Raw genomic sequence first — 17,599 nt, 5'->3', positions numbered from 1 at the left:
AAGGAGTCACCCGAGCGATGCTTGTCCTTTGCGCCCTGGCGCTCACTGTCCTGGGCTGCGCCTGCCTCTACCTTGTCAGCCCGAACCAGAAATGGTTTGGGCGCAGACCATCCACTCGGCCGTTGCTGGCAGCCGGTGGTCTCTTGCTGACGGCGGGTCTTGCCGCATGGATCGCGGCCTTGCGGCCCCTGGCGGGCTTCTTCGTGACGCTGCATGTTGCGATGGTGTGCCTGTTCGCCTTCCCCTTCATCGCCGCGCTGCGCGGCTTATGGAGCAACCGGCATGGCTGAAAGGATCCGCCCCGACTGGTGGGGCAAGGCCAGTGCCGGCGTCATCCTCGGTCTGGGTCTGGCGCTCTCGCTGGTCGGCCTCTACGCCTATCTGGGGCCGGGCGGCATCGACGCGCCGACTGGGCGCTTCTATCTGATGCGCCATCTGGAAGCGTTCGTCTGGATCGTGGTGTTCGGCTTCTGCTTTCTGTTCCGCAGCGGGCGTGCGGCCTGGGCGTGGCTGGGCGCGGCGAACTTCATCGCGTTCGCGGCGCTGTTCGCCTGCCGCTTCTATTTCTTCGCGTGAGGGCCGCATGATCCGCGCCGATATCGTCAAGCTCTACAAGACCGTCCACACCTGGATCGGCATCAGTTGCGGCTTCACCCTGTTCATCGCCTTCTATGCCGGTGCGCTCAGCATGTTTCGGGAGCCCATAGCGCGCTGGGCGTCGCCGCCAGCCGTGGGAGTGGGGGCGGTTTCTTTGGACGACGCGCCCCGTCTCCTCCAACTGGTAGCCGCCGCCCATCCCGAAGCGCGCAAGGAAGGGATTACGCTGCATCTGCAGGGACGCGAGGACGAGCCTGCGCGCGTAACATGGGTGGAGGACGCGCCGCACGCGCCCGGCCAACCGCACGAGCACGTCCATTGGTGGGCGACGCTGAAACCCGACGGCACGTTGCTGGCAAAGCAGGAGGAACCGTCCGGACTGGCGGAGTTCATCGAGGGAACCCATGAGCGCGCCGGTATTCCGAACCCTTGGGGATCGTATTTCATGGGCGTGGTCTCGCTGCTCTACGGCGTGACGCTGATCGCCGGGGTGATCGTGCTGCTGCCGTCGTTCGCCAAGGATTTTCTGGCGCTGCGCATCGGCCATAACCTCAAGCGCATGTGGCTGGACGCGCACAACGTCGTCGGGATCACGGCACTTCCGTTTCACCTTGTGATTGCGGTGACCGCGACGGCATTGAGCCTGGGCGGGCCGCTCTGGTCGGCACAGGAGAGCGTGATCTACGGCGGCAAGCAAAAGATCGTGATGACACGCTTTTTCCAGCACTATTACGCTACGCCCAAGCCGACCGGCGTAGCGGGTACGATGCTGCCGCCCGCGCAGTTGCTCCAACATCTGAAAGCCCAGGTGTCCGGTTTCGAGCCCGAGGGCATGACCTTCAAGAATTTCGGAGACAAAGCGGCCACCGTGACTTTTTTCGGAACCGAGCGCGGCTATGTCGGGGATGGCGGGGGCGTCATCCTCAGCGCCGCGACCGGTGCACTCCTCAAGGACAACCGTCCATCGCATCAAGCCCCGGATCACCGCGCCTCGCTGACGGCCCTTTCCCTGCACACCGGGGAATACGGCGGGATCACGATCAGATGGGCCTATTTCTTCCTCGGATTTTCCGGAGCATGGCTGTTCTACAGCGGCAACCTGCTGTGGGTGGAAACGCGCCGCAAGCGGGCGCGCAAGGAGGGTGAAACGCCGCAACAACGCCGCGACGCCTACTGGCTTGCCGCCGGCACCGTGGGCGTGTGCCTGGGCTGCGTGGCCGGGCTGTCGGCAACCATCGCGGCGGCCAAGTGGCTGCACGGGCACGTGGACGACCTGAACCGCTGGCACGAAGTCGTCTACTACGCGGTGTTTTTCGCCTCGATCGTCTGGGCCTTCGCCCGGGGCGCGGCGCGCTCGGCGGTGCATCTGCTATGGGTATGCGCGGCGGCGACGCTGGCGATTCCGCTGACCACGTTGGCCGCGTTGCTGTTCCCAGGGCTGGGCATGTGGGCGCACGGCAGCGCCGCCGCCATCGGCGTGGACGTGACGGCCTTCATCAGCGCGCTGTGTTTCACCTGGATGGCGCGGGCCACGGCGCGGCGGGTGAAGCACGGCCCGGTGGACAGCGTGTGGTCGGCACGGCGTCCGCAGCCGGCGGCCGCCGCAGCGCTGCCGGCGGTACGGCAAGACTTGCCGCGGGATGACGCCTCGGATGGAAATGCCGGGAGATCGTGAACAGGCTCTCAGTTTGAATTTGACGTTCGCGTTGAGCGTAGCTCGCGTCAGCGAGCGAAGTCGAAACGCTGATGACTTCGACTCCGGCCCTGACGGGCCTACGCTCAGGGCGAATGGTATTCAAACTGTGGCACTGCCGGCCGGCTATGGCGCCGTCGCGGGCGCTGCTATCATGTGCGGCCATCACGCATCCTGAGGAGATTCCCATGGGCAAGGGCGATCGCAAGACCCGTCGCGGCAAGACCTATCGCGGCAGCTACGGCAACAGCCGCGTGCACGGCGCGCAGCCGGCCGTGGCCGGCGCCAAGCCGACCGTGACCAAGACCGCTGCCGTGAAGAAGGCCGCGCCGAAGAAGAAGTCGGCCTGACCCCGTCCGGCACGATTCGCGAAGAACCCCGCTGCGGCGGGGTTTTTTGTGACCGGGATTCATGGATGTCTACAACCGCCCATTGGCGGTTTTTTTGTGGGCGCCTGCCGGCGCAGGTGTCGCTCGCCGGGCGCCGCGCCGCCCTCGGCTTGCGCCGGGCGCTTCCGCCGCCTACAATGCCTATCCAATGTACTAACGCGTTAATACATTATGAAACGTCGATCGCTGGATCCCGAAACGCCTGCCGAGTCGGCCGAGCAGAGCCTTTGCCAGGCGCTGCTGTCGCTGAAGGACGAATCGGAAATGGAGGCTTTCCTGCGCGACCTGTGCACGCCGGCCGAACTGGAGGTGCTGGTGGATCGCTGGCGCGTGGTGCCGTACCTGCTGGACGGCGTGGCCTACCGCGAGATCCACGAGCGCACCGCGGTGAGCATCACCACCATCGGCCGCGTGGCGCGCTTCCTCAACCAGGGCAACGGCGGCTATCTCGCCGCGGCAGCGCGCGCATCGCGCCGCCGCGCCGCGGCGAAGAGGGGGCGCGCATGAAGCCGCGCGACCGCCTGCGCATCGCGATGCAGAAATCCGGCCGGCTCACCGAGCCGGCGCTGGAGCTGCTCAAGCGCTGCGGCCTCACCTTCCGGCAAAGCCGCGACAAGCTGTTCTGCTTCGGCGAGGGCGAGCCGGTGGATCTGCTGCTGGTGCGCGACGACGACATCCCCGGCCTGATCGCGCAGGGCGTATGCGAGCTGGGCATCGTGGGCCGCAACGTGCTCGACGAATTCCGCCTCACCGACGGGCGCGGGCAGGAGCCGCTGGCCGAGTTGCGCCCGCTGGGCTTTGGCCGTTGCCGGCTGTCCATCGCGGTGCCGCAGGAGTTCGACTACCGCGAACCCTCGCAACTCGCCGGGCAGCGCATCGCCACCTCGTATCCGGGCCTGCTCGGCGCGTGGTTGCGCGAGCGCGGCGTCGAGGCCGGCGTGGTGACCCTGGCCGGCTCGGTGGAGATCGCGCCGAAGCTGGGCACGGCGGACGCGATTTGCGACCTGGTGCAGAGCGGCGGCACCCTGGTGGCGAACCAGTTGCGCGAGGCCGACGTGTTGCTGGAGAGCGAGGCCGTGCTGGCCGGCCCGCAGAACCTGCCGGCGGACGAGCGCGGCGACCTGGTCGAACTGCTGCTGAAGCGGCTGGACGGGGTGATCCAGGTGCGCGAGTCGCGCCTGCTGCTGTTGCAGACCCCGCGCGCCGCGCTGGATGCGGTGACCCGGCTGCTGCCCGGCGGCCCGCAGCCGACCTTGCTGCCGGTGGCCGGGCAACCCGACCAACTGATGTTGCAGGCGCTGTGCGCGGGCGAGGTGAGCTGGCGCCAGCTGGAAGAGATCAAGAAGGCCGGTGCGCGCGAGATGTTCGTGCTGCCGGTGGAAAAGATGCTCGCATGAAGGGCCGGCCGCGATGAAACGGATCGATTGGGATCTGCTCGACGAACCGGGCCGCAGCGCGGCGCTGGCGCGGCCGGCGCAGTCGCGTGCGGCGGAACTGCGCGAAGGCACGGGCCGCATCATCGCGGCCGTTCGCGCGCGCGGCGACGAAGCGCTGCGCGAGCTGAGTGCGAAATACGACCGCTGCACGCTGCTGGAACTCGAAGCCGGCGAGGCCGAGTTCGCCGAGGCCGAGGCATCGCTGGCTCCCGCCTTGAAGTCGGCGATCCGCGAGGCCGCCGCGCGCATCGAAGCCTTCCACCGCGCCGCCGCGCCGCAGGCCGTGGGCGTGGACACCGCGCCCGGCGTGCGGGTGGAGCGCATGCTGCGCCCGATCCAGCGCGTGGGCCTGTACGTGCCGGCGGGCAGCGCGCCGCTGCCTTCCACCGCGCTGATGCTGGGCGTGCCTGCACGCATCGCCGGTTGCCGCGAGGTGGTGCTGTGCTCGCCCGCGCGCGCCGACGGCCGTTGCGACGCCGCGGTGCTGTACGCCGCGCGCCTCACCGGCGTGCACAAGGTGTTCAAGCTGGGCGGCGCGCAGGCCATCGCGGCGATGGCCTATGGCACGGCGTCCGTGCCGAAGTGCGACAAGCTGTTCGGCCCCGGCAACGCATGGGTCACCGAGGCCAAGCTGCAGGTGTCGTCCGAACCGGACGGCGCGGCGATCGACATGCCGGCCGGGCCGTCCGAAGTGCTGGTGATCGCCGATGCCGAAGCCAACCCGGTTTTCGTCGCCGCCGACCTGCTGTCGCAGGCCGAGCATGGGCCGGACTCGCAGGTGATCCTGGTCAGCGAGTCCGCGGCCATGCTCGATCGCGTCGAGATGGAAGTCGAACGGCAGTGCGCCGAACTGCCGCGCACGGAGATCGCCCGGCAGGCATTGGCGCAGAGCCGGCTGATCTCGGTGTCGTCGCTGGCGCAGGCGGCGGAAGTGAGCAACCGCTACGCGCCCGAGCACCTGATCCTGCAGGTGGCCGCGCCGCGCGCGCTGCTGGCGCACGTCGAGAGCGCCGGCTCGGTGTTCCTCGGCGCGTGGACGCCCGAATCGGTGGGCGACTACTGCAGCGGCAGCAACCACGTGTTGCCTACCTACGGCTACGCGCGCAGCTACAGCGGCGTGTCGGTGGCCAGCTACCAGAAACAGATCACCGTGCAGGAATTGAGCGCCGACGGCCTGCGCGCGATCGGCCCGTGCACCGCCACGCTGGCGGCTGCCGAACAACTGGAAGCGCATCGCCGCGCGGTGACGCTGCGGCTTTCCGAACTGGAGTCCATGTCATGAACGTGCTCGATCTCGTGCGTGCGGAAATCCGCGTCCTGCAGCCGTATTCCTCCGCGCGCATGGAAGCCGGCGGCGGCCGGTTGCTGCTCAACGCCAACGAATCGGCATGGGCACCCACCGGCGACACCGGCGCGGGCTGCAACCGCTACCCGCAGCCCCAGCCAGCAGCGCTGCTGGACGTGCTGGCGCGACTGTACGGCGTGCGCCACGAACAGTTGCTGGTGGGCCGCGGCAGCGACGAGGCCATCGACCTGCTGGTGCGCGCGTTCTGCCGCGCCGGCCGCGATGCCATCCTGATCCAGCCGCCCACCTTCGGCATGTATGCGGTATGCGCGCGCATCCAGGATGCCGGCGTGGTCGAGGTGCCGCTGCGCCGCGACTTCACGCTGGACGTGGATGACGTGCTCGCCGCAGTCACCGATGCGGTGAAGCTGGTGTTCGTCTGCACGCCGAACAATCCAGCGGGCAGCGTGGTGTCGCGCGCCGACATCGAGCGGCTGGCGCGCGCACTGGACGGCCGCGCCTTGCTGGTGGTGGACGAGGCCTACGTGGAGTTCGCCGACGAAGGCAGCGTGGCCGACCTGCTGGATCGCTACGACAACCTCGCCGTGCTGCGCACGCTGTCCAAGGCCTGGGCGCTGGCCGGTGCGCGCATCGGCTGCCTGCTTGCGCATCCCGACGTGATCGCGTTGCTGCGCCGGATCATGCCGCCGTATCCGCTGCCGCTACCCAGCGTGGATGCGGCCCTGCTCGCGCTGTCGGGCTGGGGCCAGGCGAACGCACGCGCGCACATCGACGTGGTGCGCGGCGAGCGTGCGCGCATGCGCGCGGCGCTGGCCCGCCTGCCGGGCGTGCGTGGCGTGCTGCCTTCGCAGGCGAACTTCCTCACCGTGCGCTTCGACGATGCCGAGGCCGCGTATCGCCGCCTGTTCGAGGCCGGCATCGTGGTGCGCGACGTGCGCCGCTATCCGGGCCTGGGCGATGCGCTGCGCATCACCATCGGCGCGCCGGCGGACAACGCGCAGGTGCTGGCCGTGCTGGCTTCCGGCAAGGCCGCCGTCAACGAAGCGGCTTTTCTGAAGAGTCCGGCCATGGATGGCCGGGGTTTTGTCGAGGGATCGGCATGAACAAGCGGAAGATCCTGTTCGTCGACCGCGACGGCTGCCTGATCGAGGAGCCGGCCGACGAGCAGATCGATCGCTACGAGAAGCTGGCGCTGCTGCCGGGCGTGATCGCCGCGCTGCAGCGCTTCGTCGCCGCCGGCTACGAGCTGGTGATGGTGAGCAACCAGGATGGCCTGGGCACGGCGAGTTTCCCCGAGGCCGACTTCCATGGCCCGCACGAGCTGCTGCTGCGCATCCTGTCCTCGCAGGGCATCCGCTTTCGCGAGGTGCTGATCGACCGCAGCTTCCCGCACGAGGGTTTGGACACGCGCAAGCCCGGCACCGGCCTGATGCGCGGCTGGCTTGCCGACGATGGCTGGAGCCGCGCGGCTTCCGCGATGGTGGGCGACCGCGAGACCGACCTGAAGTTCGCCGCGAACCTCGGCGTTCGCGGCCTGCGCGTGGGGCCGCAGGGCATGGCGTGGAGCGAGGTGGCGCACCAGGTGCTGGACGCGCCGCGCATCGCCGAAGCGGTGCGCAATACCAGGGAAACCCGCATCACCGTGCGCGTCGACCTGGACAAGGTGGCCGAGCCGAAGGTGCATACCGGGCTGGGCTTCTTCGACCACATGCTGGAACAGATCGGCAAGCACGGCGGCTTCGCGCTGGAGCTTTCCTGCGACGGCGACATCCACATCGACGAGCACCACACCGTCGAGGATTGCGGTCTGGCACTGGGGCAGGCGTTGAAGCAGGCATTGGGCGACAAGCGCGGCATCGCCCGTTACGGCTTCTGCCTGCCGATGGACGAGAGCGAGGCGGAGGCGCGGCTCGACCTTTCCGGCCGTCCGTACTTCGTGTTCGAAGGCAGCTTCCCGCGCGAGCGCGTGGGCGAGGTGGCGGTGGAGATGGTGCCGCACTTCTTCCGCTCGCTGTGCGAGACGCTGGGCGCGAACCTGCACCTCGCGGTGCGCGGCGACAATGCACACCACATGGTGGAAGCCTGCTTCAAGGTGGTTGCGCGCACGCTGCGCCAGGCGATCCGCCGCGAAGGCGACGAATTGCCCAGCACCAAGGGAGCGCTGTAATGGCCGTGGCGCTGGTCGACGCGGGCGGCACCAACATCGGTTCGGTGCGCTACGCGCTGCAGCGCCTTGGCGTGGATGCGGCGTTGACTGCCGATGCCGCAGCGATACGTGCCGCCGACAAGGTGATCCTGCCCGGCGTGGGCGCGGCGGGGCCGGGCATGGCGCGGCTGCGCGAACTGGGCCTGATCGAGCTGATGCGTTCGCTGACCCAGCCGGTACTCGGCGTGTGCCTGGGCATGCAACTGCTCTGCGCGCATTCGGAGGAAGGCGACACCGAATGCCTTGGCCTGATCCCGGCCATGGTGCGCCGCTTCGCCGAACGGCCGGGCCTGCGCGTGCCGCACATGGGCTGGAACGGCCTGTCCGCACAACGCGAGCATCCCCTGCTGCGCGGACTGTCCGAAGGTGAGCAGGCGTATTTCGTGCACAGCTACGCCGTACCGGCGAACGAGTGGACGCTGGCCACGGCGGATTACGGCGGCCTGTTCTCCACCGTGGTCGCACACGGCAATTTCCACGGCATGCAGTTCCACCCCGAACGCTCCGCCGCCGTGGGCGCCAGGCTCCTCAGGAATTTTCTCGAACTATGAGTTTCGACGTCATTCCCGCCATCGACCTGCGCGACGGCCGCGTGGTGCGCCTGAAGCAGGGCGACTACGCGCAGCAGACCACGTATCCGGATGATCCGCGCGTCGTGGCGCAGCGCTACGCCGAAGCCGGTGCGCGCTGGCTGCACCTGGTCGACCTGGACGGCGCGCGTTCGGGCAAGCTCGACAACCTCGCGGTGATCGAAGCCATCGCCCGCGACGGCATGCGGGTGCAGGCCGGCGGCGGCGTGCGCGAGGAGGCCGACCTGCAACGCCTGTTCGATGCCGGCGTGACGCGCGTGGTGGTGGGCAGCGTGGCGATCCGCGATCCGGATCGCGTGGCCGGCTGGCTGGAGAAATACGGCACTGAAAAAATCACCCTTGCACTCGACACCCGCCGCATCGACGGTCGCTGGACGCTGCCCAGTGCGGGCTGGATCGAGACGGAAACGGGCACGCTGGACGAACTGGCGCCTTGGTACGCCGCGCGCGGCGCGCGCCACCTGCTGTGCACCGACATCGAGCGCGACGGCATGCTGGCCGGCTTCAACCTCGACCTGTACCGCCATCTCGCCGATACCGTGCCGCAGCTGGCGGTGCAGGCGTCCGGTGGCGTGCGCTCGCTGGACGACATCCGCGCGGCGCGCGAGGCCGGCGCGCGCGGCGTGATCCTCGGGCGCGCCCTGCTGGAAGGCCGCTTCACCGTGGCGGAGGCACTGGCATGCTGAGCCATCGCATCATCCCCTGCCTCGACGTGCGCGACGGCCAGGTGGTCAAGGGCGTGCGCTTCCGCGACCACGTGGCGATGGGCGGCATCGTGGATCTCGCCTTGCGCTATCGCGACGAGGGCGCCGACGAGCTGGTGTTCTACGACATCACCGCCAGCCCGGAAGGCCGCAGCGTGGATCGCGGCTGGGTGGAAAAAGTCGCCCGCGTCATCGACATCCCGTTCTGCGTGGCCGGCGGCATCCGCTCGGTGGAGGACGCGCGCGCCGTGCTGCATGCGGGCGCGGACAAGGTGTCGGTGAACTCGCCCGCGCTGGAGCGGCCGGAGCTGATCGCCGAACTCGCCGCCGCCTTCGGCGTGCAGTGCGTGGTGGTGGGCGTGGACTCGCTGCGCGACGCCGACGGCGAATGGCGCGTGCGCCAGTACACCGGCGACCCGTCGAAGACGCGCGCGCTGGCACGCCGCACGTTGGACTGGGTGGCCGAGGCGCAGCGCCTGGGCGCAGGCGAGATCGTGCTCAACTGCATGGGCAGCGACGGCGTGCGGGAGGGCTACGATCTCGAACAGCTCCGCGCGGTGCGTGCGCTGTGCCGCGTGCCGCTGGTCGCCTCGGGCGGTGCGGGTGCGCCGGAGCATTTCCGCGATGCCTTCGCCGAGGCCGATGTGGACGGCGCGCTGGCCGCCAGCGTGTTCCACTCGGGCGCGATCGCGATTCCCGAGTTGAAGCGTTACCTGCAAGGGCAGGGTGTCGCAGTACGCATTCCCTAGCCGATGATTTTCCGCTCGTCATTCCAGCGAAAGCCGGAGTTTGGCGCTTTCAGCTCGTCATTCCGGCGAAGGCCGGAATCCAGTGCTTCTGAAGCTTCATCGTGGCGTGAAAGACACTGGATTCCGGCCTTCGCCGGAATGACGGTAGAGAACCGAGTCTTTCCGCAAGCCCCGGCGCAGGCCGGTAACAGGTGCCCCGATGACTGACGTGAACACCGACCTCTCCCGCCTCGACTGGCCCAAGGGCGACGGCCTGCTGCCCGCCGTCGTGCAGCACTGGCTGAGCGGCGAAGTGCTGATGCTCGGCTACATGAACGCCGATGCCCTGGCGGAGACGCAGCGCAGCGGCCACGTCACCTTCTGGAGTCGCAGCAAGCAGCGGCTGTGGACGAAGGGCGAAAGCTCGGGCCACGTGCTGGCGCTGAAATCCATCCGCGCCGATTGCGACGCTGACACCTTGCTGGTGCAGGCCGAACCGCACGGGCCGACCTGCCACAACGGCACGTCCAGTTGCTTTGGCGACGGCGTGCGCCCACCGCTGGGCTTCCTCGCCGAACTCGACGCGCTGGTGGCGCGGCGCCACGCCGAGCGTCCGCAGGGCAGCTACACCACGACCTTGTTCGAGGGCGGCGTGCGCCGCATCGCGCAGAAGGTGGGCGAAGAGGGCGTGGAGAGCGCGCTGGCCGCCGTGGTGCAGGGCGACGAGGATCTGCTGGGCGAAGCGGCGGATCTGCTGTTCCACCTCACCGTGCTGCTGCGTGCGCGCGGCCTGTCGCTGGCTGACGTGGCGGAGGTGCTGGCGCGGCGCCATGCCGCGCGCTGACGCGGTGCCTCAGGGATTCGCCGTGGTCGCGGCGGGCGCCGGCGGCGCCGGCATGAAGCGCACGGCCGGCCCCGGCACGATGCCCTTGCGCCATGCATCCAGTTGCGCCTCGATGCCGTCGCCGACGTAGCTCTGCGGTTCCGAAGGCGTGAGCTTGTCGCGCTGTTCCCATTGCGCGATCTCGGCCTTGGCCTGGTCGAAGGCATCCATGAAGTTGTCGGTGCGGTTCAGCGCATCGACCAGCCAGGCGTGGCCGAAATAGGTGAGATCCGATTCGCTGCCGCAGCCGAACGAACTGCGGTCGGTGCGCGCGGCGGTGAGCACCAGGGTGCCTGCGGTGGCCAGCGGCGGGATGAAACCGCCGGAATAGCAGGCGTTGACCACCACCACCTTCCACTTGAACGGGTGCTCCTTGAGGATCTCGGCGAGATCCTGCGCGCCGATCTGATCGAGCGGCAGCGGATCCATGTCCACCAGCAGCTCGTGGTCGTCGCTGCCGTGGGTGGTGACGTAGAGCATCAGGATGTCGTCGGGCTGCATCACCTTCGAAAGCCCGGCCAGCGCGGCTTCGAGGTTGTTCCAACCGGCGAGCGGATGGGTGGAGAGCGAAGCCGGGTTGTTCTCCAGCACCAGAGCGTGGGTGCTGGGGCCGAAGCGCTGGCGGAACAGCTTGGCGGCGTATTCGGCTTCGTTGCGGAACACGTCCTGGCTGCCGTCGCCGGCGAAGGCGATCAGGTAGAGATTGGGCTTGCCGGGCACGCGCGGGCCGAGCTTCGCCAGCTCGTCCTGCAGCATCTTGGGCTGCGCGTACAGCACCTGCTCGGGCGTGGGGCCCTGTTGCGGCCAGTTGGCGTCGCCCTCGCTGTCCTCGCCGGTATCGGCAGCGGAGCTGGCGGAGGCGACGCTGCTGCTGGCGGCCATCGTGGCGACGGCGGCAGGCGGCGGGGTGGCGTGGCCGGGCAGCCACAGCATCATCAGCACGCCGGCGGCGAAGGCGAGCAGGGCGGTAAGGGCGGTACGCATGCGGTGGCGGGCTCAGGCAGTGATGGCGTCGAAATCGGCGTAGGCGGGATGGCGCGGTTCGGCGGGCATCGCCTGCGGCGGGCGCAGCAGCCAGCCGGTGCGGAAGCCGGCGGCCTGTGCGGCGTCCAGTTCCTCGACGATGTCGGAGAGGAACAGCAGGTGCTGCGGCTGCTCGCCGATGGCGTCGGCGATTTTCTCGTAGGAAGCCTGCTCGCGCTTGGGGCCGGTTTCGGTGTCGAAATAGCCGGCGAACAGCGGCGTGAGGTCGCCTGCCTCGCTGTAGCCGAAGAACAGCTTCTGCGCTGGCACCGAACCGGAGGAATACACGTACAGGCGCAGGCCGTCGGCACGCCACGCGCGCAGCCGCGCGGCCACTTCGGGGTAGACGTGGGCACGGTAGTCGCCGGCCTCGTAGCCTTCCTGCCAGATCATGCCCTGCAGCGCCTTCAGCGCGGTGGACTTGCGATCCTCATCGATCCAGCGCAGCAGCAGCTCGATCACTTCCTGCCGGCTGGCCTCGATGTAGCCGGCTTCCTTCGCGGCCTCGTGCAGCCAGTGCTGTACCTCGGGCCGGTCGGCGTGGGTTTCGATGAAGGCGGGCAGGCGCTTGCGCGCGTAGGGAAACAGCACGTCCTTGACGAAGCTGATCGAGCTGGTGGTGCCTTCGATGTCGGTGACGATGGCGCGGATTTCGGGCATGGCCGTGGGAGCGGGGGACAGGGCGACCAGTTTACCCCGGCCTTGGGTGCGGCCCCTCTTCCGCCCAGAGAAAGGCTCAGGCCGCGGTAGCGATGGGTTCCATGCGCGGGAAACCCTGCGCGATGTCGCTGCCGGTGAAGTTCGCCACCCAGCCGTCCTTGTTGGTGAACAGGCGGATCGCCACGAAATAGGGCGCCTCGCTCATGTCGAACCAGTGCCGGGTACTGTCGGGCACGCCGATCAGGTCGCCCGCTTCGCACAGCACGTCGTAGACCTTGCCCTCGATGTGCAGGGTGAACTGGCCGGCGCCGGCCACGAAGAAACGCACCTCGTCCTCGCTGTGGGTATGCTCGCCGAGGAACTTCTGGCGCAGCGTGGCGCGATCCGGGTGGTCGGGCTTCAGGCTGATCACGTCCACGGACTGGTAGCCTTCCTCGCGCATCAGGCGGTCGATGTCGCTGCGATAGGCAGCGATCACCTCGTCCTGGCTGGCGCCGGGCGCAACGGGCTGGTTGGCCGCCCACTGTTCGAAGCGCACGCCCACCTTGCCCAGTTCGCGGGCGATGGCCGCATGCTCGGCGTGGGTGGAAAGCGGCGTCTCGGGGCGGTTTTCGTCGAAGATGCGCAGACGGCTCATGCGTTGAGTCTCCTCAGATCCAGTTCGCAGCCCAGCAGGAATTCCAGCGCCTCCAGGTGGCGGCGCGCCTCGGCCATGTCGCGGCCCCAGGTGTAGATGCCGTGGCCGTCGATCAGGTAGGCGGCGAGCGGCTTGCCGGCGTCCAGCCAGGCTTCGACGCGCGCCACCAGCTCCGGCATGTGCTGGGTGTTGGGGAAGACGGGGATCTCCAGCACGCTCTCGTGCGTGGTGTGGCCGGCGATGGCCTTCTGCAGCTCCCAGCCTTCCAGCCGGATGACGCCGTCGCGCGCGAACAGCCGCGACGCCACGCTCTGCGTGCGCGAGTGGGTGTGAAGCACGGCCTGCGTCTCCGGCCAGCGGCGGTAGACCTGGGTGTGCAGTTCGGTTTCCGCGCTGGGGCGGGCCGCGGTGCCCACGGCCTTGCCCTGCATGTCCACCAGCATGATGTCGTCGCGGCCCAGCTTGCCCTTGTCGCGGCCGGAGATGGTGATCGCGGCATGATCGGCGTCGACGCGCATCGAGAAGTTGCTGCTGGTGGCGGGAGTCCAGCCGGCCAGCGCCAGTTCGCGCGCGGCGTCGGCGATGGCGTCGGCGCGTGCGGCGAACAGGTCGGGCGGGATCGAGTCGGGCAGTTGCTGGCTCATGCAAATGGACGTCCAAATGAAGGCGGAATCATACCATGCGCGGTGCGGCGACCTGCCTCGCCCGAATGCGATCCATTCGCGCCTCGGATGAGGCGGCGGGCGTAGCATGGCGGGCGGTTCCATCGCGCACGCGGTGGAGGTTCTTCCCAACGACGGAGGTTTCCAATGTCGCACGACGAAAACAACGAATCGCGTCGCCGCTTCCTCAAGCTGGCCGCCGGCACCACGGCGGCCGCGGCGGTGCTGGGCGGCCTGCCGCGCTTTGCGCGCGCCGCCGACTTGCCGCACGTGACCGATGCCGATCCCACCGCCAAGGCGCTGGGTTACGTGGAAGACGCCAGCAAGACCACCAACGCCAAGCACAAGGCGGGCGACGATTGCTCGAACTGCCAGTTCTATTCCGGCGGCCCGACTGGCTACGGCCCCTGCGCGCTGTTTCCGGGCAAGTCCGTCAACGCCAAGGGCTGGTGCGTGTCGCACTCGCCGAAGGCGAAGTGATCGCGCTTCGCATCGGCGATCCACACGAAAGGCCGGCACGCGTTGCCGGCCTTTTCTTTTGCGCGTGGCGCACAGGCCGTCGCGCCGGCGGTCGATGTGGCGGGTGTCGTGGAGTGCGGGGAGGCGCGGCGGGAAAAGTGCTGCCCGGCGCGTCAGGCTGAGGAGCTACCCACCTGACGCGCCGAGCGGCGATCCGGGGCCCACTGCCAAGTGATCAACCCTCGGACTGGGGATCATACCCCCGGCCGGGGCGAATGGGCTGTGGATAGTCGAGACTCTTTCGGAAATATTACGTTAAATCATTAAAGGGCAAGGATTTTTTTTTGATTTTCCGGCGCAGGAGAGCCATTGTTCCATGCTGCCGCCGGATCCGTCACTTTTCATACCCGGCATCGAAAATGAGCGACTTTCGATGCATTTCAATGCATTTTCGGGCTCAGACGCCGGCTTGGGCGCGCCGTAGCTTGCTGTGCCGGTAGCCGTAGCCGAAGTAGATCGCCAGGCCGATCGCGGTCCAGCTGATCATCAGCAGCCAGTTGAACCAGGACATGAAGCTCAGCAGTGCCAGGCAGCTCAGCACGCCGGCGGGACAGATCACCCACGCCCACGGCACGCGGAAGCCGCGATGCAGTTGCGGCGTGGTATAGCGCAGGATCAGCACGCCCGCGCACACCGCGACGAAGGCGATCAGCGTGCCCATCGAGGTGAGGTCGGCCAGCAGGTCGAGCGGGAACACCGCGGCGAGGATCGCGATGCCGATGCCGGTGATCACCGTGTTGATGTGCGGCGTGCGGTAGCGCGGATGGATGCGTTCGAGCACCGGCGGCAGCAGGCCGTCGCGCGCCATGATCATGAAGATGCGCGGTTGCGCGATGATCATCACCAGGATCACCGAGGACAGGCCGATCAGGGCGCCGATCTCCACGATCCAGCGCAACCAGCCGAGCTGCGGGATGTTCTTGATGGCGGTGACCACCGGCTCGGGCGTGCCCAACTGGGTGTAGGAAATCAGGCCGGTCAGCACCGCCGCCATCGCCAGGTAGAGCACGGTGCAGATCACCAGCGACACCAGGGTGCCGAACGGCAGGTCGCGCTGCGGGTTCTTGCATTCCTGCGCGGCGGTGGAGGTGGCCTCGAAGCCGATGTAGGCGAAGAACACCATCGCCGCGCCGCGCATGATGCCCGACCAGCCGTACTTGCCTGGTGCCTCATTGGCGGGAATGAAAGGATGCCAGTTGGCCGGGTTGATGTAGCGGTAGCCGGCCACCACCACGATGATGATGAGGCCAACCTTCAGCGCCACCATCAAAACGTTGAGGCCGGAGGATTCCTTGATGCCGACGTAGCACAGCGCGGTCAGCGCCAGCACGATGGCCACCGCAGGCAGGTTCATCAGGTGGCCGGTGGCGACCAGGTGGCCGTCGGTGAAGGCAAGCGGCGCGTCGGTAAGCGCTACCGGCAGGTGGACGCCGATGTTGTCCAGCAGGCTGGTGAAATAGCCGGTCCAACTGGCTGCGACAGCCGAAGCGGAAATGCCGTACTCCAGCACCATGTTCCAGCCGATGAACCAGGCCATCAGTTCGCCCAGCGTGGCGTAGGCGTAGGAATAGGAACTGCCCGAGATCGGGATCAGCGTGGCGAACTCGGCGTAGCACAGCGCGGTGAAGCCGCTGCAGATCGCCGCAAGCATGAAGGAGATCAGCACTGCCGGGCCTGCATGCTCGGCCGCCGCCTGTCCGGTGACCACGAAGATGCCGGTGCCGATGACCGCGCCGATGCCCAGCGCGGTGATGCCCCAGGGGCCGAGCGTGCGCCTCAGCCCGATGCCGTGCGAGCCGTCGGCGCTGGAGAAATCGATCTTGCGGGCGAGCAGTTGCTTGAGCATGGTGCTTCCAAACGTGGAACCGGCACGACGCAAGTCGTGCCGGCGGTATGGCGAACGGCTGGCGCGTGGGCGGGATCAGTCCGCTTCGACGCCGCGGGCCAGGTGGCTCTTGCGGTAGCCGTACAGGTAGTACACCACCAGGCCGATCGCGCCCCATGCGAAGAAGGTGATCTTGGCCTCCTTCGACAGGTTCAGGAACAGCAGCAGGCAACCGATCACCGCCAGCGGACAGACCAGCCACGGCAGCGGGGTGCGGAACGGACGCGGGCGGTCGGGTTGGGTGCGGCGCAGGATCAGCACGCCCACCGCCACCATCATGAAGGCGAACAGCGTGCCCGAGTTGGTGATGTCGGCGAGGATGCCCACCGGGAACAGCGCGCCGAACAGCGAGACGAACACGCCGGTGATCAGGGTGATCACGTGCGGCGTGTGGAAGCGCGGATGGATCTTCGCCAGCTTGCTGGGCAGCAGGCCATCGCGCGACATGGTGAAGAAGATGCGGGTCTGGCCGTAGGTCATCGTGAGGATCACCGACGGCAGCGCGATGCCGGCGGCGAAGGCGATGAAGGCGGCGATGGTATTGTGGTTGAGCAGGCGCACCACGTGGGCCAGCGCCTCCTTGCTGCACACCAGCGCCTGCGAACCGTCGCAGGCCGCGGCGAACGCCGGCGTGCCCGGTTCCAGCGCCACGCCGTTCGGGCCCAGCATGGGCTGCGCGCCAACCGAGCCCACCGCGCCATAGCTCACCAGCAGGTAGTAGATGGTGCATACGCCCAGCGAGCCGATCAGGGCGATCGGGATGTTGCGGTTCGGGTTCCGGGTTTCCTCGGCCGCCGTCGAGATGGCGTCGAAGCCGATGTAGGCGAACACGATGGAAGCCGCCGCGCCGAGCACGCCGATGCCGCCCATCGGGCTGCCCCAGCCGTTCGGCACGAAGGGCGTGAAGTTGGAGTCCTTCACCGCCGGCAGCGCCACGAAGATGAAGGCGGTGAGCGCGACGATCTTCACCAGCACCAGCACGGTGTTGACCTTGGCCGACTTCGAAGTGCCCACCACCAGAAGGCAGGTGATGGCCAGGCCGATCAGGCAGGCCAGCAGGTTGAAGCTGCCGCCGTCCATCGGGCCCACCTGCAGGAAGTGCGGCAGGCCGAACCCCGCGTGCGCGAGCAGGCCGTTGACGTAGCCGGCCCAGCCCACGCACACCGTGCTGGCGGCGATGGTGTATTCCAGCACCAGCGCCCAGCCCACGATCCAGGCGACGCCTTCGCCGAGCACGCCGTAGGTATAGGTGTAGGCCGAGCCGGCCACCGGCACCATGGCGGCGAGCTCCGCGTAGGCCAAGGCAGCGAATGCGCAGACCACCGCGGCGATCACGAAGGCGATCATCATGCCGGGGCCGGCCTTCTGGCCCGCCTCGGCGGTGAGCACGAAGATGCCGGTGCCGATGATCGCGCCGATGCCGAGCATGGTGAGCTGGAAGGCACCGAGCTGGCGGGTGAGGCTTTTCTTCTCCGCCGTGGCGATGATCTGGTCGATAGGCTTGATGCGCTTGAACAGCATGCGTGGTTCCCCGGAAAACTGCGGCGTCACGCTCGAACGGAAACGCGACGAAGAGGGGCGCGACGAGCCGACGGACGCCCAACCATAGCGGAGCGGTTGGAGGGGGACAAGACGCGATGCAGCTAGAATGCGCTTTGCATTTTTGCGCCCCTGCCACAAG

At 68.1% G+C, this 17,599-nt stretch carries 20 protein-coding genes; 14 read left to right on the top strand and 6 right to left on the bottom strand.

Annotated features, from left to right (window positions below; genetic code table 11):
- The first annotated feature begins 17 nt into the window (after positions 1-17).
- The 13 genes from ACZ5Z2_RS10050 (at position 18) to hisIE (ending at position 10,493) form a co-directional block, all read left to right on the top strand.
- Positions 18-290, top strand: a complete 273-nt coding sequence (locus ACZ5Z2_RS10050) for a hypothetical protein (protein WP_464758408.1) — start codon at positions 18-20, stop codon at positions 288-290.
- Complete coding sequence (locus tag ACZ5Z2_RS10045; protein ID WP_464758407.1) at positions 283-576, top strand: hypothetical protein; 294 nt, start codon at positions 283-285, stop codon at positions 574-576. The genes ACZ5Z2_RS10050 and ACZ5Z2_RS10045 overlap by 8 nt, the downstream gene beginning before the upstream one ends.
- Before the next feature lie 7 nt (positions 577-583).
- A complete protein-coding gene (locus ACZ5Z2_RS10040; RefSeq protein ID WP_464758406.1) occupies positions 584-2,272 on the top strand; it encodes a PepSY-associated TM helix domain-containing protein in 1,689 nt (562 codons plus the stop codon).
- 206 nt (positions 2,273-2,478) lie between these two features.
- Positions 2,479-2,640, top strand: coding sequence for a 30S ribosomal protein THX (locus ACZ5Z2_RS10035; RefSeq protein ID WP_464758405.1), 162 nt, complete (start codon positions 2,479-2,481; stop codon positions 2,638-2,640).
- A gap of 210 nt (positions 2,641-2,850) precedes the next feature.
- Positions 2,851-3,186, top strand: coding sequence for a YerC/YecD family TrpR-related protein (locus ACZ5Z2_RS10030; RefSeq protein WP_464758404.1), 336 nt, complete (start codon positions 2,851-2,853; stop codon positions 3,184-3,186).
- A complete protein-coding gene (gene hisG, locus ACZ5Z2_RS10025) occupies positions 3,183-4,076 on the top strand; it encodes an ATP phosphoribosyltransferase (RefSeq protein WP_464758403.1) in 894 nt (297 codons plus the stop codon). Before ACZ5Z2_RS10030 ends, hisG begins: the two co-directional genes overlap by 4 nt.
- A 13-nt stretch (positions 4,077-4,089) precedes the next feature.
- Entirely contained in the window at positions 4,090-5,397 is a 1,308-nt protein-coding gene (hisD, locus tag ACZ5Z2_RS10020; RefSeq protein ID WP_464758402.1) for a histidinol dehydrogenase, read from the top strand.
- Positions 5,394-6,524, top strand: a complete 1,131-nt coding sequence (hisC, locus tag ACZ5Z2_RS10015; protein WP_464758401.1) for a histidinol-phosphate transaminase — start codon at positions 5,394-5,396, stop codon at positions 6,522-6,524. Before hisD ends, hisC begins: the two co-directional genes overlap by 4 nt.
- Complete coding sequence (gene hisB / locus ACZ5Z2_RS10010; protein WP_464758400.1) at positions 6,521-7,588, top strand: bifunctional histidinol-phosphatase/imidazoleglycerol-phosphate dehydratase HisB; 1,068 nt, start codon at positions 6,521-6,523, stop codon at positions 7,586-7,588. Before hisC ends, hisB begins: the two co-directional genes overlap by 4 nt.
- Positions 7,588-8,178: an imidazole glycerol phosphate synthase subunit HisH gene (gene hisH / locus ACZ5Z2_RS10005; RefSeq protein WP_464758399.1), complete on the top strand. Its 591-nt coding sequence runs from the start codon at positions 7,588-7,590 to the stop codon at positions 8,176-8,178. The genes hisB and hisH overlap by 1 nt, the downstream gene beginning before the upstream one ends.
- Positions 8,175-8,903, top strand: coding sequence for a 1-(5-phosphoribosyl)-5-[(5-phosphoribosylamino)methylideneamino]imidazole-4-carboxamide isomerase (gene hisA / locus ACZ5Z2_RS10000; protein ID WP_464758398.1), 729 nt, complete (start codon positions 8,175-8,177; stop codon positions 8,901-8,903). The genes hisH and hisA overlap by 4 nt, the downstream gene beginning before the upstream one ends.
- A complete protein-coding gene (gene hisF, locus ACZ5Z2_RS09995) occupies positions 8,897-9,670 on the top strand; it encodes an imidazole glycerol phosphate synthase subunit HisF (protein ID WP_464758397.1) in 774 nt (257 codons plus the stop codon). Before hisA ends, hisF begins: the two co-directional genes overlap by 7 nt.
- Positions 9,671-9,869: 199 nt before the next feature.
- A complete protein-coding gene (gene hisIE / locus ACZ5Z2_RS09990; RefSeq protein WP_464758395.1) occupies positions 9,870-10,493 on the top strand; it encodes a bifunctional phosphoribosyl-AMP cyclohydrolase/phosphoribosyl-ATP diphosphatase HisIE in 624 nt (207 codons plus the stop codon).
- Positions 10,494-10,502: 9 nt separating this feature from the next.
- Here the strand turns inward: hisIE and ACZ5Z2_RS09985 are convergent, their stop codons facing one another.
- From ACZ5Z2_RS09985 to ACZ5Z2_RS09970, 4 genes are all read right to left on the bottom strand, one after another.
- Complete coding sequence (locus ACZ5Z2_RS09985; RefSeq protein WP_464758393.1) at positions 10,503-11,516, bottom strand: C13 family peptidase; 1,014 nt, start codon at positions 11,514-11,516, stop codon at positions 10,503-10,505.
- A 12-nt stretch (positions 11,517-11,528) separates the two neighbouring features.
- Positions 11,529-12,215, bottom strand: coding sequence for an acireductone synthase (gene mtnC, locus ACZ5Z2_RS09980; protein ID WP_464758392.1), 687 nt, complete (start codon positions 12,213-12,215; stop codon positions 11,529-11,531).
- Between the two features lie 76 nt (positions 12,216-12,291).
- Positions 12,292-12,852, bottom strand: a complete 561-nt coding sequence (locus ACZ5Z2_RS09975) for a 1,2-dihydroxy-3-keto-5-methylthiopentene dioxygenase (protein WP_464758390.1) — start codon at positions 12,850-12,852, stop codon at positions 12,292-12,294.
- Positions 12,849-13,496, bottom strand: a complete 648-nt coding sequence (locus tag ACZ5Z2_RS09970; protein WP_464758389.1) for a methylthioribulose 1-phosphate dehydratase — start codon at positions 13,494-13,496, stop codon at positions 12,849-12,851. The genes ACZ5Z2_RS09975 and ACZ5Z2_RS09970 overlap by 4 nt, the downstream gene beginning before the upstream one ends.
- Before the next feature lie 165 nt (positions 13,497-13,661).
- Here ACZ5Z2_RS09970 and ACZ5Z2_RS09965 point away from each other — a divergent pair, with 165 nt between their 5' ends.
- Entirely contained in the window at positions 13,662-13,994 is a 333-nt protein-coding gene (locus ACZ5Z2_RS09965) for a high-potential iron-sulfur protein (protein ID WP_464758388.1), read from the top strand.
- Between the two features lie 436 nt (positions 13,995-14,430).
- Here the strand turns inward: ACZ5Z2_RS09965 and ACZ5Z2_RS09960 are convergent, their stop codons facing one another.
- A complete protein-coding gene (locus tag ACZ5Z2_RS09960) occupies positions 14,431-15,879 on the bottom strand; it encodes an amino acid permease (protein ID WP_464758387.1) in 1,449 nt (482 codons plus the stop codon).
- A gap of 75 nt (positions 15,880-15,954) precedes the next feature.
- On the bottom strand, positions 15,955-17,439 hold the full coding sequence (locus ACZ5Z2_RS09955) for an amino acid permease (protein ID WP_464758386.1): 1,485 nt from the start codon (positions 17,437-17,439) through the stop codon (positions 15,955-15,957).
- Positions 17,440-17,599: the final 160 nt, after the last annotated feature.

The organism is Rhodanobacter sp. G1, from assembly GCF_055397855.1.
This window is presented reverse-complemented; position numbering and strand designations above follow the sequence as displayed.

Bases quoted from the DNA above. Each gene is read 5' to 3' on its own strand.
- ACZ5Z2_RS10050 (WP_464758408.1), top strand. From the start codon at position 18: ATGCTTGTCCTTTGCGCCCTGGCGCTCACTGTCCTGGGCTGCGCCTGC.
- ACZ5Z2_RS10045 (WP_464758407.1), top strand. From the start codon at position 283: ATGGCTGAAAGGATCCGCCCCGACTGGTGGGGCAAGGCCAGTGCCGGC.
- ACZ5Z2_RS10040 (WP_464758406.1), top strand. From the start codon at position 584: ATGATCCGCGCCGATATCGTCAAGCTCTACAAGACCGTCCACACCTGG.
- ACZ5Z2_RS10035 (WP_464758405.1), top strand. From the start codon at position 2,479: ATGGGCAAGGGCGATCGCAAGACCCGTCGCGGCAAGACCTATCGCGGC.
- ACZ5Z2_RS10030 (WP_464758404.1), top strand. From the start codon at position 2,851: ATGAAACGTCGATCGCTGGATCCCGAAACGCCTGCCGAGTCGGCCGAG.
- hisG (WP_464758403.1), top strand. From the start codon at position 3,183: ATGAAGCCGCGCGACCGCCTGCGCATCGCGATGCAGAAATCCGGCCGG.
- hisD (WP_464758402.1), top strand. From the start codon at position 4,090: ATGAAACGGATCGATTGGGATCTGCTCGACGAACCGGGCCGCAGCGCG.
- hisC (WP_464758401.1), top strand. From the start codon at position 5,394: ATGAACGTGCTCGATCTCGTGCGTGCGGAAATCCGCGTCCTGCAGCCG.
- hisB (WP_464758400.1), top strand. From the start codon at position 6,521: ATGAACAAGCGGAAGATCCTGTTCGTCGACCGCGACGGCTGCCTGATC.
- hisH (WP_464758399.1), top strand. From the start codon at position 7,588: ATGGCCGTGGCGCTGGTCGACGCGGGCGGCACCAACATCGGTTCGGTG.
- hisA (WP_464758398.1), top strand. From the start codon at position 8,175: ATGAGTTTCGACGTCATTCCCGCCATCGACCTGCGCGACGGCCGCGTG.
- hisF (WP_464758397.1), top strand. From the start codon at position 8,897: ATGCTGAGCCATCGCATCATCCCCTGCCTCGACGTGCGCGACGGCCAG.
- hisIE (WP_464758395.1), top strand. From the start codon at position 9,870: ATGACTGACGTGAACACCGACCTCTCCCGCCTCGACTGGCCCAAGGGC.
- ACZ5Z2_RS09985 (WP_464758393.1), bottom strand. From the start codon at position 11,516: ATGCGTACCGCCCTTACCGCCCTGCTCGCCTTCGCCGCCGGCGTGCTG.
- mtnC (WP_464758392.1), bottom strand. From the start codon at position 12,215: ATGCCCGAAATCCGCGCCATCGTCACCGACATCGAAGGCACCACCAGC.
- ACZ5Z2_RS09975 (WP_464758390.1), bottom strand. From the start codon at position 12,852: ATGAGCCGTCTGCGCATCTTCGACGAAAACCGCCCCGAGACGCCGCTT.
- ACZ5Z2_RS09970 (WP_464758389.1), bottom strand. From the start codon at position 13,496: ATGAGCCAGCAACTGCCCGACTCGATCCCGCCCGACCTGTTCGCCGCA.
- ACZ5Z2_RS09965 (WP_464758388.1), top strand. From the start codon at position 13,662: ATGTCGCACGACGAAAACAACGAATCGCGTCGCCGCTTCCTCAAGCTG.
- ACZ5Z2_RS09960 (WP_464758387.1), bottom strand. From the start codon at position 15,879: ATGCTCAAGCAACTGCTCGCCCGCAAGATCGATTTCTCCAGCGCCGAC.
- ACZ5Z2_RS09955 (WP_464758386.1), bottom strand. From the start codon at position 17,439: ATGCTGTTCAAGCGCATCAAGCCTATCGACCAGATCATCGCCACGGCG.